General features: G+C 69.1%; 10 protein-coding genes and 1 pseudogene. 7 read left to right on the top strand and 4 right to left on the bottom strand.

Features of this window, described 5'->3' with window-relative positions:
• From FK530_RS26425 to FK530_RS19515, 3 genes and pseudogenes are all read right to left on the bottom strand, one after another.
• Positions 1-341: pseudogene (locus FK530_RS26425) on the bottom strand (hypothetical protein); the annotation flags it as partial.
• Positions 338-4774: a non-ribosomal peptide synthetase gene (locus FK530_RS19520; protein ID WP_146488647.1), complete on the bottom strand. Its 4437-nt coding sequence runs from the start codon at positions 4772-4774 to the stop codon at positions 338-340. The pseudogene FK530_RS26425 and the gene FK530_RS19520, both read right to left, overlap by 4 nt.
• On the bottom strand, positions 4771-10251 hold the full coding sequence (locus FK530_RS19515) for a type I polyketide synthase (RefSeq protein WP_158645152.1): 5481 nt from the start codon (positions 10249-10251) through the stop codon (positions 4771-4773). Before FK530_RS19515 ends, FK530_RS19520 begins: the two co-directional genes overlap by 4 nt.
• A 446-nt stretch (positions 10252-10697) precedes the next feature.
• Between FK530_RS19515 and FK530_RS19510 the strand changes: the two genes are divergently transcribed.
• The 3 genes from FK530_RS19510 (at position 10698) to FK530_RS25945 (ending at position 12852) form a co-directional block, all read left to right on the top strand.
• Positions 10698-11774 carry a tyrosine-type recombinase/integrase gene (locus tag FK530_RS19510; RefSeq protein WP_146488645.1) on the top strand — a complete coding sequence of 359 codons (1077 nt, stop codon included), beginning with the start codon at positions 10698-10700 and terminating at the stop codon, positions 11772-11774.
• Positions 11775-12170: 396 nt separating this feature from the next.
• On the top strand, positions 12171-12422 hold the full coding sequence (locus FK530_RS27025; protein WP_146488644.1) for a helix-turn-helix domain-containing protein: 252 nt from the start codon (positions 12171-12173) through the stop codon (positions 12420-12422).
• A gap of 199 nt (positions 12423-12621) precedes the next feature.
• The gene (locus tag FK530_RS25945; protein ID WP_158645150.1) at positions 12622-12852 is read left to right on the top strand and encodes a helix-turn-helix domain-containing protein; all 231 of its coding nucleotides are present in this window, start codon (positions 12622-12624) and stop codon (positions 12850-12852) included.
• Between the two features lie 140 nt (positions 12853-12992).
• Here FK530_RS25945 and FK530_RS19495 read toward each other — a convergent pair whose 3' ends face one another.
• On the bottom strand, positions 12993-13235 hold the full coding sequence (locus FK530_RS19495) for a hypothetical protein (RefSeq protein WP_146488642.1): 243 nt from the start codon (positions 13233-13235) through the stop codon (positions 12993-12995).
• Positions 13236-13492: 257 nt separating this feature from the next.
• Between FK530_RS19495 and FK530_RS19490 the strand changes: the two genes are divergently transcribed.
• The 4 genes from FK530_RS19490 to FK530_RS19475 all read left to right on the top strand — a co-directional run bounded on the left by FK530_RS19490 (position 13493) and on the right by FK530_RS19475 (position 15939).
• Positions 13493-14473, top strand: a complete 981-nt coding sequence (locus tag FK530_RS19490; RefSeq protein ID WP_146488641.1) for an AAA family ATPase — start codon at positions 13493-13495, stop codon at positions 14471-14473.
• A 218-nt stretch (positions 14474-14691) separates the two neighbouring features.
• Positions 14692-14928 carry a hypothetical protein gene (locus FK530_RS19485; protein ID WP_146488640.1) on the top strand — a complete coding sequence of 79 codons (237 nt, stop codon included), beginning with the start codon at positions 14692-14694 and terminating at the stop codon, positions 14926-14928.
• A complete protein-coding gene (locus FK530_RS19480) occupies positions 14925-15242 on the top strand; it encodes a hypothetical protein (protein WP_146488639.1) in 318 nt (105 codons plus the stop codon). The genes FK530_RS19485 and FK530_RS19480 overlap by 4 nt, the downstream gene beginning before the upstream one ends.
• Before the next feature lie 214 nt (positions 15243-15456).
• Positions 15457-15939 (top strand): hypothetical protein, encoded by a 483-nt coding sequence (locus FK530_RS19475; RefSeq protein ID WP_146488638.1) that lies wholly within the window; start codon positions 15457-15459, stop codon positions 15937-15939.
• Positions 15940-16553: the final 614 nt, after the last annotated feature.

Here is a 16553-nt window from a genome sequence, read left to right as displayed (position 1 = left end):
GGCGCCGAGGCCCGGTCGGCTTGTGCTGGCGGCGCCGTCGGAGGCCCGAGGACGGCCGGGGCGGCCGGTGCCGGCGGCGCGGCGGGGGCGACCGGTGTGGGCGTGGGCTTCGGCGGAGCCACGGGCAGCGTCCCGCGCGCGGCGGGCGGCGCCTTCCGCGTCGCGGGCACCGCCGGGCGGGCCACGGGGAGGGGGCGCGACGCGGTGACGGACGGCCGCGACGCCCGCGTGCGAAGCGGCAGCGTGGACGGGGTGCCCTGCGGTACGGGCGTCCGGCGGCGTCGCTCGCGGAGCGTCGTGGTGGTCCGATCCACCGAGCCCCGGGGGTTCGAACCGGTCATGAGGCCGCGCTCTCCGAGAGATCCAGGGACGACGGTGCGGGAAGGTACCCGCTGTCGATGAACCACTCGAAGTACCGGCGGAGCAGTGCACCGTCGATCGGCGGGCAGACGATGCCGGTACCGGCCAGGCCCTCCCGCACGTTCGCGTCGTCGAAGGTGGCGTCGGGCATGTTGTCCAGCGGGGTGGACGAGAGGAACGGCGCCAGCGCCGCGGCGGTCTCGTCTCCCTCACGCTCGGCCATGTCCGCCGCGCGCTCGCACCACTGCCCGAACGGGAGCTCCTCGCCGGCGTAGCCGAAGTCGGACATCCACCGCACCAGGTCCGGCACGGCGACGGTCTCCCGGGAGACGACGTGGAACGTGCGCCCGGCGAGTTCCTGCCGGCGTGCGAGGTGCGCGATCGCGCCGACCAGGTAGTCCACGGGCGTGATGTCGGTGGACATGTCCATCGTCGGGGCCGCGCCGAGGGCGACTCCCAGGCGGATGGTCTGCCACAGGAAGTCCGACTGCTGGCACGCGCCGGTCAGGCTGTGCCCCGCGACGCGGCCGGTCCGGTAGACGTACGTCGGCACGCCCCGTGCGCGCGCCTCGAAGACCAATTGTTCACCGACCCACTTGGACTGGGTGTAGCCGAAGGTGAATCGCGGGTCCTGGACCGGGCTGCGGTCGTCCTCCGCGAAGATCGTGTCCTGCGGGTAGGAGAACCGGGAGAAGACGTAGGTCGTCGAGACGAAGTGGACGGGTTTGACGGGACCGTCGCAGGCCAGGGCGAGCACCTGCACGGTGCCGTCGACGTTCGCGGACTTCAGGGTCGGGTAGGGCCGGAGGAAGTTCACGTCGGCGCCGCAGTGCATGATGCCGTCCGTGGTGGATGCCAGGTCCGCCCAGGCCGAGGGGCTCAGCCCGAGGCGCTCGCGCGTCAGGTCGCCGACGACCGGGACGATCCGGTCCGCGTAGGAGTCGTCCCAGATGCCGTAGCCGCGCATCGTGGACCGGATCCGTTCCATGCCCTCCCGGGGATCGCCGGCCCGGACCAGGCAGTGCATGGTGGCCCCCGAGGTGCGGATCAGCTCAGCGAGGAGGAAGGAGCCGACGAAACCCGTCGCGCCCGTGACGAACAGGTTCCGCGGGTCGACGACGCTCCGCACCGGTGCGCCCGGCGCGGGCCGGATCTCGTCGGGGAGAACCACCTCGTCTGCGAGGACCAGGGGGCTTTCGAAACCTGCGCCGCCCCGCTCGAGGATCGCCGCCAGCCGCTCGATGGTGAGCTCGCCGGCGAACAGGGCCGGTAGGGGAACCACCCGGCCGAGCTTCTCCCGGATCCGGAAGACCAGTTTCGTCGCGAGTAGCGAGTGCCCGCCGAGGAGGAAGAAGTCGTCGCGGACGCCGGGAGCGGTCGGCAGGCCGAGCAGGTCGCTCCAGATCGCGGTCAGGTCGCGCTCCAGGTCGGTGCGGGCGGCGATGTACTCCGTGCCGCTCACGGCGGAGAGCTCGACGGACGCACCGCCGCGGGCCGCGAGTGCCTTGCGGTCGATCTTGCGGTTCGGCGTCAACGGGAAGGCGTCGACGACGGCGAACGCGCTCGGCACCATGTACGGCGGCAGGGTCTCGCGGAGGTGTCCCAGCAGGGCGGCGGCATCTCCCAGTGCCTCTGCGGAGCACTCGAGATAGGCGGTGATGGCGGATCCCTCGGCGTCGACCGCGGCGATCGCCCGGACGCCGGGTACCGCGGTCTCGAGTGCGCTCTCGATCTCACCGAGCTCGACCCGGAAGCCGCGCACCTTCACCTGGGTGTCGATGCGGCCGCCGAATTCGATCCGCCCGTCGCGGAACCGGCGTACCGCATCGCCCGTCCGGTAGGCGCGCACCGGCTCGGAGCCGGCCAGGGTCACGAACCGGTCGGCGGTGAGGTCGGGCCGTTCGTGGTAGCCCAGAGTCACTCCGTCGCCGATGATGCACAGCTCGCCGAAGACGCCGTGGGGTACGGGCGCGGCGGTGGCGTCGGTGACGACTATCCCGGTTCCGCGGATCGGGTGGCCGATGGGGATCGTGCCGGCGGCGACGTCGGCGTGGGTGACGCGGTGCACGGTCGACCAGATGGTGGTCTCCGTGGGGCCGTACATGTTCCACAGCTCGTCGGCCGCGACCAGGAGCCGGCCCGCGAGCACGGCCGGCATCGCCTCGCCGCCGCAGAGCGCGCGCAGCCCGCGGGTACCCGGCCAACCGGCGTCGAGCAGCAGGTGCCATGTGGTGGGGGTGGCCTGCATGACGGTCACCGCATGCTCGTCGAGCAGGGCCGCGAGCCGGTCGCCGTCACGGGCGTCGTCACCGTTCGCGATGACCACCCGTGCCCCGGTGGCGAGCGGGAGCAGCAGTTCGAGGACGGCGATGTCGAACGACGGGCTCGTGACGGCCAGCAGGGTGTCCGACGGGGTCATCCCCGGCTCGGCGCGCATCGCCTCCAGGAAGGTGACGACGTTGCGGTGGGAGACCCGCACGCCCTTCGGGCGGCCCGTGGACCCGGAGGTGTACAGCATGTAGGCGGTCCGCGTCGCCGGGTCGCCCGTCGGCGGGTCCGGTACCGGACCCGCGGGCGCGTCGGCGACGTCGATCCACGGGAGGTCCAGGCCCGGCACCTCGGCGAGATCCCCGGCGGTCGTGATCAGTACCGGGATGCCCGCATCGGTGCAGATGAACGCGAGGCGCTCCGCCGGGTAGGCGGGATCGAGCGGCACGAACGAGTACCCGGCGCGCATCGTCGCGAGCATGGCGACGATGACCTCCGCGGACCGCGGCAGGAGCAGTCCCACCGGTGTTCCGGGCGGAGCGTCGAGGTGCTGCGCGATCCGCGCGGCGAGGCGCCCGACGCGGGTGTCCAACTCGGCGTACGTGATCCGCTCCGTGCCCGCGACGATCGCCGTGCGGTCCGCGGAGTCGTGCGCCGCGGCGAGCACGTACTCGTCCAATGCAGGGGTCTCCGGCTGTCGGACCGGCGGTTCGATCGCGGGCGCGGAGCTCGACAGCGGCAGAGTGGAGACCGGTCTCCCGAGGGGAGCCCCGGGGGCGGTGAGAGCACCGAGCACGGCCGTGAAGCCGTCGATCAGGGCGTCGGCGGTCTCCTGGTCGAACAAGTCGGCCGCGACGTCGAGGGTCCCGGTCATCGAGCCCGGCGTGGTCGTGATGTTGAGCAGGACGTCGAACTTGGCGCAGCCGTTGTACAGATCGCGCATCTCCATCTCGGGCGCGCTGCGGTCCTCCTGCATGTTGAGGATCGCCTGGAACAGCGGCGGGCGCGCGGGGTCGCGGCCGAGGTCGAGCGCCGACAGCACGCGATCGAACCGGGCGTCCTGGTGTGAGAAGCCTGCGCGGACGGTGGTGTTCACCTGGGCGATCAGCCCCTTCACCGTCTCACCCTCCGGGAGTTCCACCGGCAGTGCGAGGGTGTTGAGGAACGGGCCGATCACGCGCTCGGTGCCCGGCTGGGAGCGCTGCGCCACCGGGACGCCGACCACGACGCCGTCCTGCGCGGACCACCGGGCCAGCACCGTCGCGTAGGCGCTGAGCACCGTCACGAACGGGGTGACACCGTGCTCGGCGCTGAACGTGCGGACGGCCGCGGCCAGCTCTGCGGAGAGCGCGAACCCCGTCCGGCGTCCCCGATAGGCCTGCCGGGCCGGCCGGGGGCGATCGGTCGGCAGGGTCAGCGCGGTCGGCGCACCGTCGAGCCGCTCCGTCCAGTACGCGATGTCCCCGGCGTCTTCGCCCGCGTCCGCCCGCTCCCGCTCCCACAGGGCCACGTCGGCGTACTGGAAGGGGACGGCGGGGAGCTGCTGCAGCCGGCCCACCAGCCGGCCGGTCGCGAGCCGGCCCAGCTCGGCGAAGAGGATGCCGGTGGAGTAGCCGTCCGCCACCATGTGATGCAGCGTGATCTGCACCCACGTGCCGCCGGAGTCCGTGCGCGCCAGCGTCGCCCGCAGCAGTGGATCCCGCTCGACGTCGAACGGCGTGCGCGCGTCCTCGCCGAACCGGTCCCACATCCGCGCCTCGTCGATCCCGTCGAGCAGGGCGACCTCGGGCCGCTCCGCGGGGGCGATGCGCCCGACCGGTTCGCCGTCCTCGACGCCGAACCGCGTGCGCAGCACCGCGTGCCGCTCGATGACCTCCTCCAGGCAGTCGGTGAGGACGCCGTGCGGGACGTCGATCGGCAGGCGCGCGACCCCGGACATGACGTGCATGCTCGTGCCGGGGTGGAACTGCTCCAGGAACCACATGTTCTCCTGGGTGGCCGAGAGCCGTACGGCGTCGCCGTCGCGCACGCGGGCCGCGATCGGAGGCGCGGCCCGAGCGGTCGACGGTGCCCTCCCCAGCCGGGCCAGCAGCGCGCGGCGCTGGCTGGGACTCAGCGCCGCGAGGCGGTCTGCGATCTCGGTCATCGGGGGCCTCCGGCGTTCGGTTCGGTGGTCTCGGACTGCGCGAGCAGGGCGGCGACCGCGTCGCCGTCCAGGTCCGCGAGCAGTGCCGCGAGGTCGTCGACCTCGGCGTCGGGATCTGTGTCTCCCGCAGGGACGTCGAGGGTGGCGAGGAGCTCGGCCGCGATGGTCGCCACCGTCGCGCCGTCGAGCAGGAAGGCGATCGACGGGGCGGTGCGGAACTGCTGCTCCACCCGGATGCGCAGTTCGGTGGCGAGCATCGAGTCGACGCCGAGGCGGCCGAGGGGCTCGTCGTCGGGGATGTGCTCCTCCGCCATCCGCAGCACGCGGGAGACGGTGAGCCGCACCCCGTCGACCGCTATCGGCGTACGGTCCTCGGCGGTCGCGGAGCCGATCCGGTCGAGGATCGACTCGGACCCGTCGTCCTCCTCGTCCTCCCCGCGACCGAGGTGGGCGACGAGGATCGGGGTGAGCGCGTAGCTGTCGATCACCGTCGGCCAGTGCGCCGAGACGACGCCCTGCTGCACCTCGGAGGAACCGAGCAGCTCCGCGAGCAGCGTCATGCCCGTCGCGGGATCGATGAGGTCGATGCCGCGCTGCCCGTAGAGCTCTCGCAGGCCGAGGCTCGCGATCATCCCGGCGTCCCACGGGCCCCAGTTGATGGACAGCGCGGGCAGACCCAGCGCACGCCGGTAGTGGGCCAGGGAGTCGAGGAAGGCGTTCCCGGCGGCGTAATTGCCCTGCCCGGGTGACGGGATCACCGCGGAGATCGAGGAGAACAGCGTGAAGAAGTCGAGCGGCTCGCCCGCCGTCGCCTCGTGCAGTGCCCAGCCGCCGAGGACCTTCGGCCGGACCACTCGCTCGACCTGCTCCTGCGTCATCCGCACGAGGATCTGGTCGTCGACGGCGCCGGCGGAGTGGATCACGCCGCGCAGCGGCGGAACGCCGGCGCCGTGCAGGACGGTGAGGCGCTCGGCGAGCGCCCCGGCGTCCGTCACGTCGACGGTCACGATGTGCACCGTCGCACCCGCGGTCTCCGCGGCCCGGACCGCCGCCACGGCGTCGCGCTGCGCGGGATCGGTGAGCTCGTCCCACGCGTCCCGCGCGGGGAGCCCGGTCCGGCTGGTGACGATCAGGTGTCCGGCGCCGCGTTCCGCGAGCGCGGCGAGCACGAGCCGGCCGAGCGCGCCCAGCCCACCGGTGACGAGATAGGCGCCGTCACCGCGCATCCGGGCGGGGATCCGGCCGCCGGACCGCGCCGACGGGTGCAGGCGTGCGACCAGGCGCTCGCCGCCGCGGAAGGCGACCTGGTCCTCGTCGGTGGCGGCGACCGTGAGCTCGTCGAACAGCAGTGCGGCGCTGCCGTCGCGGTCCCGGGGGTCGAGGTCCACCAGCCGGGCCTGCAGCCCCATCAGTTCGTGGTGCAGGACCCGGCCGACGCCGAGCAGGGGCGCCTGCAGCAGGCCCTGCTCGCCAACACCGCCGGCGACGGGCTGCGCGCCGTCCGTGACGAGGAACGTCGGTGCCGCGAGGCCGCGCTGCTCGAGCTCGGCCGCCAGGTGCACCACGGAGAGGACGGCGTCGTGTGCCGCCCAGCGGAGCGCGTCGGTCGCCCCGGCCCGGACGTCGAGCGACCAGAGGTGGACGACGCCGCGCAGTCCCTCGGCGGGGACGGCGCGATCGAGGGCCGCCGCCAGGGCGTCACGATCGGCGGGCGGGGTGCCGCCGTCCGCGGCACCCGCGCGGAGCAGTACGGGGGTTCCGCCGGCCGCCGAGAGCCGCTCGGCCAGGTCGTCCGCGACGCCGGATCCGTCCGCGAGGATCAGCCAGACGCCCTCGGCGCGGGCGCGGTCCGCGTCGTCCGCCGGCTGCGGCTCCCACGCCTGCTCGTACACCCAGTCGGTGCCCACCCGCGGCGAAGCGGCCACGTCGTCGAGGATGCGAACGGTGAAGCCCTCCACCTCGGCGACCACCCGGCCGTCCTCGCCGGCCAGGACCACGTCGCCGCTGATCGTGGCGGAATCGTCCGAGGTGCGGGCGACGGCCCGTGCGAGTACGGGGCCCTCGGGCCGGGCGTGGATCACGACGCGGTCGACGCCGACGGGGATCAACTTGGCGCCCGCGGCCCGCTGGAAGGCGAGCGGTAGGAGCAGTTGGAAGGCCGCGTCGAGCACACTCGGCTCGAGGACCGGCGACCGGTCGGCGACCGGTTCCGCGGCGGCGGCGCGGATCCGTGCGCTCGCGACGCCATCGCCGACGATCACGTCGTGCAGCAGTCGGTACGCGGGCCCGTACGCGAATCCCGTGTCCCGGAATCCCGCGTACAGGGTGTCGGTGGCGATCGACGCGCCCACGGCGGGCGCGACGTCGATGTGCGGTCGGACGGACGGTGCGGGCCGCAAGGTGGCCGTTGCGTGCCGGGCCCACCGCCCGGCTCCCGGAACCCTGCCGTGCATGGCGATCCGGCCGGACTCGGGGTCGAGGCTCGTGTCGATCAGGTAGGTCCCGCCGCCGCCGTGCACCAGCGCCGTCTCGAACGCGACGTCGAGCAGGGTGCAGGCCGTGGCGCCGTACTCGTCACGCGCGACCTCCGCCGCGATCTCGAGGTATCCGGCGCCGGGGAAGAGCGTCGAGCCGTGCACCACGTGGTCGCCGAGGGACCGCGGTGCGGTGCCGTCGAGCAGCCGCCGCCAGGCGGGGAGGGCGCCGTCGGTGCGGTTGCCGAGGTAGGGCTCGACGGTGTCCGCGAGCCGCTCCCGGCGTCCCGCAGCGCCCTCGGACCAGTACCGGCCGGTCTGCCACGGGTAGGCGGGCAGCGGCCGCATCGGGGCGCGCGGCGCGAGCGGGCCGAAGTCGACGTCGACCCCCCGGATCCACAGGTCGGCCAGCGCCGCGGCGAAGGAGACGGCGTCCTCGCCGTCGCGGCGCAGCGACGCCGTCGTCGACACCGATCGCCCACGGGCCGCTGCGGCCTCCGCGATCGCCCGGCCCAGCACCGGGCTGGGTCCGATCTCGACGAAGGTCGCGGCACCGGCGTCGAGCAGCGCGTCCGTCGCTGCGCCGAACAGCACGGGGCGGCGGATGTTGCGCCACCAGTACTCGGCGTCGTGCGGTTGGGAGCCGTCGGTCGGGATCGTCGCGCCGGTCACCGTCGAGTAGAGCGGGATCGACGGTGCGCTCGGGGCGAGTCCGGCGAGGGCACTGCGGACCTCCGCTTCGAGGGGATCCATCGCGCGGCTGTGGTACGGGACGTCGCCGGGGACGAGACGCGCGAAGACGCCGTCGGCGCCGAGCCGCTCCGCGAGGGACTCCAGCGCCGGGAGGGCGCCCACGAGTGCGACCGAGTCGGGCCCGTTGATCGCGGCGAACTCCACCTCGCCGCGCGTCACCTCGGGAAGCTCGCCGGCGGTGGCCTCGCCGAGCGCGACGGCGAGCAGTCGCCCGCCTCCGCTCGCGGTGTGCTGGATACGGGCGCGGTGCACGATCACGGTGATCGCGTCCTCGAAGGTCAGTGCGCCCGCCTCGAGTGCGGCGGCGACCTCGCCGGCGCTGTGCCCGACGACGAGGTCGGGCCGGACGCCGAACGCCTCCCACAGCCGGGTCAGCGCGTACTGCACGCCGAAATTCGCGATCTGCGCGACCACCGACTCGGCCATGCGCGACTCGGACTCGGGGGCCAGGAGTTCGGCGGTCAGCGACCAGCCGGCGAGCGGTGCGATCGCGGCGTCGCAGCGGTCGATCGCAGCGCGGAACACCGAATCGTGCTGCAGTAGGCCGCGGGCCATTCCCCACCACTGCGGGCCCATTCCGGTGTAGACGAAGACGAGCGGCCGGGCGTCGGCGAGCGCCGAGCCGGCCCGGACGGCCTGGTGCGGGATGCCCTCGGCGGCGGCGCGCAGGGCGTCCGCGGCCTCGCCGGCGTCGGCGGCGACCACCGCGAGTCGTGCGGTGCGGTGGGCGCTGCGCCGGTGTGCGAGCGCACCGGCGAGCGGGACCGGACCCTCGGACTCGACCAGTCCCGCGTAGGCGCCCGCGAGCTGCGCGAGGGCGGAGTCGCTGCGCGCCGCGAGCGGGAGGACGGTCGCGATCCCGTCCCGCGCGGGCTCCACCGCCGGGGCGTGGCGCACGGGCAGGTCGACGGGGGCGGATTCGAGGATCGCGTGGGCGTTCGTGCCGCCGAAGCCGAAGGAGTTGACGCCCGCCCGCACGGTGCCCTCGGGACGCAGCGACCTCGGCTCGGTGGCGATCTCGATCCGCAGCTCGTCGAGGTCGATGGCGGGGTTGAGGGCGTCGAGGTGGAGGTGCCGCGGGACGCGGCGGTGACCCAGGGCGAGAGCGGATTTGATGAATCCGACCACGCCGGCGGCGGCTTCGAGGTGGCCCAGGTTCGTCTTGACCGAGCCGATCACGAGCGGACGGTCCGCCGGGCGATCGTCGCGGTAGACCTCGCCGATCGCGTTCGCCTCGATCGGATCGCCCACCGGGGTGCCGGTGCCGTGCGCCTCCACGTAGTCGACCGTGTCCGGGGCGATGCCCGCGGTCGCCAACGCGGCCTCGATGGCGCGCTTCTGGCTCGCGCCGTTGGGGACCGTGATGCCGTTCGTCCGCCCGTCCTGGCTGACGGCGGTGCCGAGCACCGTCGCGTAGATCCGGTCGCCGTCGGCCCGGGCCCGAGCGAGGGGCTTGAGGACGACGAGCGCGGCGCCCTCGCCGCGGACGTACCCGTTGGCCGCCGCGTCGAACGCGCGGGAGGTGCTGGTGGGGGAGAGGAAGCCGCCCGTCGACGCGGCGACCGTGAAGTTCGGGCTGAGCATCAGGTTGACGCCGCCGGCGAGGGCGAGCTCGCTCTCGCCGTTCCAGATCGACTGGCACGCCAGGTGGATCGCCACCAGCGAGGACGAGCACGCGGTGTCGATGGACATGCTGGGGCCGAGCAGATCGAAGGCGTGGGAGATGCGGTTGGACAGCATCGTCATCACGACGCCCGTCGCCGTGTGGGCGGCGACGGTGGGCGGCTCCGCGGCGGAGGTGGAGAACTGCATCTGGCTGTAGTCGAGGGTGAAGCCGCCGGTGAAGACCGCGGTCCGCGAGCGCTCGAGGTCCTCCGCCCGCAGGCCCGCGTCCTCGATGGACTCCCACGCGACCTCGAGCAGCAGCCGTTGCTGCGGGTCCATCGAGCTCGCCTCGACCGGGGAGATCCCGAAGAAGGCGGGGTCGAACGCGTCGACCGGGTCGGTGAGGAAGCCGCCGCGGCGCACGCGGCTCTTGCCCGGTGTGCGCTCGGACTCGTAGTAGCGGTCGGTGCTCCACCGGTCGGCGGGGATGTCGACGACGGCGTCGCGGCCCTCGTCGAGCAGTTCCCAGAAGTCCTCGGCGGAGCGTACGCCGCCCGGCAGGCGGCAGCCGATCCCGACGACGGCGATCGGATCGCGGCGGGCCCCGTCCGGGCGCCCGCGGCCCAGTAGCTCGTCATCCTTCACGGCGATTTCCCCCATCCCATGGCCGAATACGGTCCGACGGTCACTCCCCAGTCACCGTGCTCCTACTGTGTCGTTCGGTCCTTAAGGCCCGCTTGTTACGTGCCAATCGATGCGATGAGGCATCGGCGCGGCCGCGGAGCCCGGTCCGCGCGCCGGTCCCGTGGCCGCGCGCGGACAGGTGTCGGTAGTCTGGAGTCGTTTGCCCCCGGCACACCGGTGGGTCGTTTTCGCGTGAGACAGGGCAGGGACTGTGGCTGAGTTCATCTACACCATGCAGCTCCTAGAACAGTCTTAACAGCCTGCAGCCTGAACGTCAATAGGCTGGCATTAAGCCCCAGTTCAACACACTCTTTGGCGAGATCCATCTACTGATCCGACAGCGGTTTGCTTCAACCGATCGCAACTGAGGGTAGTAACCAGACAGGAACCGTTACTACACTCCCTCCATGGGTTCAATCAGTCGCACGGAACGCAACGGGAACGTCCGATACGTCGCACGCGTCTCCCTCGCCGGCAAGCAGACAGCCAAGAGCTTCACCAACGAGAGGGCGGCCAAGACATGGATTCGAGAGCGTGAAGCCGCGAAGAGCGACCTGACCGGAAGGCCCGATCGCGACCCCGTCCGTAAGGCCGTCGAGGCGCACCTGTCGGACGCCGCTACAACCGGAGCGAGGCTCACACGAAAGCACCTGCTCGAAAACCTCGGTGACCTTGAGTGGAAGCCGCTCGACACAGTCCGCCCGGAAGACGTGACCAGATGGCGAGACACGCTTGTGACAGGCCGCCCCTGGGCAGACGGAAAGCCACTCGCAAGGACCACCGTCAACACACTGATGTCGATCCTCTCCGCGATCTTCAACGAAGCGGTCTCGAAGGGGCACATACCCCGGAACCCCGTGAAGGGAGTTCGACGGGTGCCGGGTGCGTCGATAACGGTGGAGCCGCACGAGCTAATCACGGCGGCAGAAGTTCGTGCTGTTGCAGGGGCGGCAGAGGAACCGGTTCGGACGATGATCAGGATGATGGCGCTGACCGGCTTGAGGCCGGGGGAGGTCTGCGGTCTTCGAGTGCGATCAGTTGATCTGGACAAGGGGGTTGTTCGGATCACCGAGCAGGCCGACGGACATTACGGCGACTGGGGGTGGAAGGCTCCTAAGACTCCGCAGGCTCGGCGGGTTGTGCCGCTTGGGCAGGCAACGATTGAGCTGCTGCGGTCGCGCGTGGAGGATGGGACGGCGGGGGAGCCGTTGTTCTTGACGGAGCTTGGTCGGATGTACTCGACGCCGAGGCTGGGGGCGTTGTGGCGGCGTGCCGCGAAGAAAGCGGGCGTTGAGGGACACAGTCTGAAGTCGCTGCGGCACTTCTACGCGAGCGCGTTGATTGAGGCTGGGCGGTCGCCGGTGGCTGTGTCGGAGTTGTTGGGGCATTCGTCGCCGACGATTACGTTGGAGGTGTATTCGCATCTTTGGCCGGGGGAGCACGCGGCTACGAGGGCTGCTGTCGATGCGCTGGACCTGTCGTGAGGCTGTCGTTGAACTCGCTTCTGCTGTCGAGTGGGATTTCGGAATACGCTTCCGATTTCCCCAGTTGATTGAGCACTGTGCGCGGGGCTACTGCGGACTAGCCGCGCCATCGCGGACGCCTCGAACGTCTCACGGGAGACTGTGAATCGGGATGTGGCCTCACCTGGCCCAAACTGGGCCACCTGAAACAGGTGCGTACAATGACGCACCTGTGCTCGGCCAGGAAGTGCTATCAACACTTCCTGGGGTGTGGCGATCACTTCCGGAGCTGGAAAGATTGTCACCCGGCATACCCGCGGTCTGGAGCAGCCATCGTCGGCGTGTCGCACCTACGGCGTGTCCTGCGGTTTCCCCGCCCCGTAACGGCGTGTTCGCGAACATGACAGCCGCAAGACGTTGTGTGGACGGCTGGAGGGCGTAGCCGGGTATAGCGTTCTCCTCATCGGCATTCGAGTCGAGTTGAGCACAAGGGGAACAGCTTTGGAGTTCTTGACGACGGAGCAGGTGGCCGGTCGTTGGCAGGTCAATCCTGCGACCGTTCTCGGCATGGCGAAGGCGGGGCGCATACCGTGTGTGAAGATCGGGCGGGCGTACAGGTATCCGTTTGAGGGGCTTAGGCGATGGGAGACGGCCCACTTGCTGAGGTGATCAACCGGTCGCGCAAGTTTCCAACTTCTGGATTTTGCGCACTATGGCGACGGAGGCGGAAGTGTCGCAACGCGTTGCGGAAGGCGCTTACGGCAGCCAACCACAACGGCGGTATCCGCCGTGCCCCACTCGTATGGAAGTTGTTGCCATACTGGTCAATTCGAGACGGTGGGGCTTGACGGGCCGCTACCGGGCGTTCATGCTGACGAGGATCGTGGCGGCAGCAGAGCAGGGGGCGTGCATGGATCGGTACCTGACGACGCGGGAGGTCTGCGCACTCACCGGGTATCACGAGAAGACCATTCACAACGCGGCGAGGCAGTACAAGTCGACCCGCGGACGCAAGGGGCTCAAGTCCTGCCGGCAGGGACGTCACGGTGACTACCGGTACCTCGAATCCGATGTGCATGCCTGGATGCAGGGGCGTTGAAGCGTCTCGGCGGCCTTATCGCGGGCGTCACCGCTTGAGGGGTCCGGTAAATTTACCGGACCCCACCCAGTGCAGGCGTGTGATGGCCTCGTGCGCGCGGGTTCCAGGCGGCGTCATCTCGCGGGCAGTGAATCTGATCGTCATGACCGGCTCCCCGTGATAGCGCGGATGATCTGGAAGACGGCGGCGCACCAGAGCGCGATGAAGAGGATGCCGATCGCCGAGTAGATCTGCATCTCGTTGCCCTGGCTTGTGATCGCGGTGATCGCTGCAATTGCGACGAAGACCCATTGGAGGATCTGGAATAGTTCGCCTCCGTGGGCCTGTGCTCGTGGCTTGTGTGGTGGTTCGGGCTTGAGTGGTTTGAGGTCGTTTCTGTTCATGCTCTGATGATGCTCCCGACCTGGTCTGTGAGGGTTCAGTATCGCCGAATTTGCTAGCAGATATCGCTTACAGTGGGAACTGATATACTTAGTATGTAAGGACGTTTTCGAAAGGCGTCCAATTCTCGGCCATCGCCGAATCATACTCCCTAATCAGGCTTCGTACCTGTACCCGTACCCGTGTCAACCCGGGCTTCGGGCGTACCCGAGTACACGGGTACAAGGCTTCCAACTCGAACTTTTCATGAGGGACAACAATGACTTCTGTTTACGTCGATGTCGCCCGACGCCTCGCGGGCAACTTCAACCCGCCCGCGCCGACGATCCTGACCACCGCGGGCGGACACCCCCTCTTCTATTCGGGAGAACTGAACCTCGTTTACGGTGACGCTGAGTGCGGGAAGACCTGGCTGTGCCTAGCCGCTGTGACCGAAACCCTCACCAACGGTGACGGGGCAGCAGTGATCGACCTGGACCACAACGGAGCCGACTCCACCCTGTCCCGCCTTCTCAACCTCGGCACCGATGCATCCGACCTCAGCGACCCCGACCTCTTCCGCCTCTACGAGCCACTCGACAAGATCGATCTCGATGCCGTGGTTCAGGATCTCCTCGACTGGGAACCGGAACTGGTTGTTCTCGACAGCCTCGGCGAGATCATGCCCCTCTACGGGGCGTCCTCGAACTCCGCCGACGACTTCACCCTTGTCCACAAGGACGTCATCAAGCCGCTCACCGCTGCTGGCATTGCCGTAGTGGTCGTGGATCACCTCGCGAAGAACGCTGACTCTCGTGCGATGGGACCTGGCGGAACGGCTGCGAAGCGCCGCGCTGTCGGCGGCCTCTCAGTCCGCGTCACCGTTGAACGCCCGTTCGCGCCAGGTATGGGCGGCTCCGCCAAGTTGCAGCTGAACAAGGACCGCCACGGCGGCGTTCGGAGGAACTTCGCCACAGATGCCGGCGGCGGGGAACCGGTAGTCGGACGCTTCACCCTCACCCCGGCAGCAGACGGCCATGAAGGCGTCGATTGGGAGATCGAGAGCATGACCACGAAGGCAGCGGCCAAGCAGGACCGTCCGGTACGTGACCGAGCCACCGGCGATGCCGCCAAGCTCCGGGACGCAGGTTTCGACTTCAACACCGTTCGCGAAGTCAAGGAGTATCTGCACGTGGGGCAGGCACGCGCCCAGAAAGCTTTGGACGCGTACCGACTTGGTGTCGATCAAGAGGCTGCGTAGACCCCACGTACTCGTGTACCCGGGTACATCCGATAGGCGGGTGTGCACGGGTACAGGTACATCGAGAAGAACACACTGTTCGCCCGCTGCTCTTGCGGGTGAACGCCCGCGCGGCGAGCGCATTCCAGGGGGCGGATCGCCGCCCCCTGGACCCCCTCGACCCTAAGCGAGCTTAGGGGGTGAGAAACCTTCTTATTCAGTAGATTTGGAGATCCATCATGAGCTTGAACATCGATCAGAGCGGGCCTCGGCATGTTCTGGCCGCTCTTGCAGCGCATCCGCCTGGCACGGTCTTCACGACCGATGATGTAGCGGCGGCGGTGGTCCTCGCTCACGGCTCGGTGCCTTCCATTCTCGCCCTGTTGGTGAGGGAGCGTCTGGCTGAGCGCGTCGTGCGGGGACGCTACGTCATCACTGACGCGGGTCGCGCACACCTCTCGGAGCTGAGCCGGTGACCTTCACCGTGTCCGCCGCCAACCGAGGACGCGGCTGCCGAGTCGAACACCCCGACGGCCGACACCTCATCACCAGAACCCGAACAGAAGCCGAGCAAGTCGCTCGCCTCCTCCTTGGCCATCACATCCGACGCGCGGAAAAAAACGACGCCCTCAGGGAGAACGTTTTTCCTTTGAGGATCACTCGCGGCGATACGGACTACGAACTGCGCCGAGGAGATTTCCACGTCAAGGTCCAGCATTCCGAGCTGGTGCCGCTCGCGAACATGCTCGTGGATATCGCTGAAGGCAGCGCTGCGCCGGAGGAACTATGACTACCCGAGATCACCGCCGTGAGTTGATACCGCTCATCGCTACCCGACCGCGCCACCTCGCCGAGCTAGCCGACATCCTCGGTATCTCCGACATCGTGACGGCAACCGTGCTGGGCTGGCTCCGACTCCACGGATACGCCGTGCACCTCGACGCGCACGGCTACATCGCCACACCCGCCGGGATCGCATGGCACCAGACCGAAGGAGCAACACAATGACAACCCACGCATGGCGACTCTGGAACGTCGACGAAACCGGACACCTCTCATCACCCGTCCGACAACTCGAAGGCAACATCGTCGACCACCTCGCAAACCCGACAGCATACGCCGAATGCGAACACGGCGGCATCACCGAAAACTGCAAATGCGGGCTTCACTACATGGACGACCCATGGGTACTACTCGGCGGATTCGTAGCACTGCAAGATGATGTTGTGCTCACCTCAGGAATCCCAGGCGACATCGTCCTGCCCGGCGCAATCCCCATTCAACTCTACGGGGGACACGAATACCGCACCGAACGCTACACAATAACCGGAATGATCGCCCCCGAACGATTTCAGAAAGCCCTCATGTCGCGGTTCGCTGTGCCGGTACTGCCAGGGATAACGGGCAGGCCGCACATTATGGGCATTCTACCCAACAGTGTCCCGCAGCTCGCAACGATCGTTGACCAGCTCACGGCAATCCAGTGATCGGGTGGAGAATCTGGCTAGTCGACGGAACGGCTCTCGTGCCGCCGGCCTACCGAACAGAACCGACTCCACAACAACGCCTAGACCGCCAATCCGCCTTCAACAACCCCCAGCGCATAAATAATGCTGAGTGTGCCCACGGCGGAATCAGCATCGATTGCGCCTGCGGAATCCACTTCGTACCCGAATACACGCCGCTACTCCCGCACATTTCACGACATGTACACGCGCTCACAATAGGCACCGCAAGCGGCATCATCCTCAGCGATGTTGACACCGAACAGTGGCCGACTGCGAAACGCTCCGAAACTTACACAATATCGGGCATCCTCATACGCTCTGACCTCGTTAAGACTGTTGGCACCAAATACGGCTGCGTAACAATCGGGTGGACGCACGGACACCTACGCAATTCGCGCTCGTGGCGAGCCTCGGACCTTGCTGATATAGCCAAGCTGCAACGTAGAACTGGAAACCTCCGATGACGTATTCGTATCTAATACAGACTGACACCGAACCCATCGCGGTAGCCCTCACCGCCAGTGGGAGGATCGCGCTGTCGCAGGACGGAGTGACCGTGTACCTGCCGGGGGCCTCGTGGGACACGCTCCGCG

This window comes from Tsukamurella conjunctivitidis, from assembly GCF_007858475.1.
GTDB classification, from domain to species: domain Bacteria; phylum Actinomycetota; class Actinomycetes; order Mycobacteriales; family Mycobacteriaceae; genus Tsukamurella; species Tsukamurella conjunctivitidis.
This window is presented reverse-complemented; position numbering and strand designations above follow the sequence as displayed.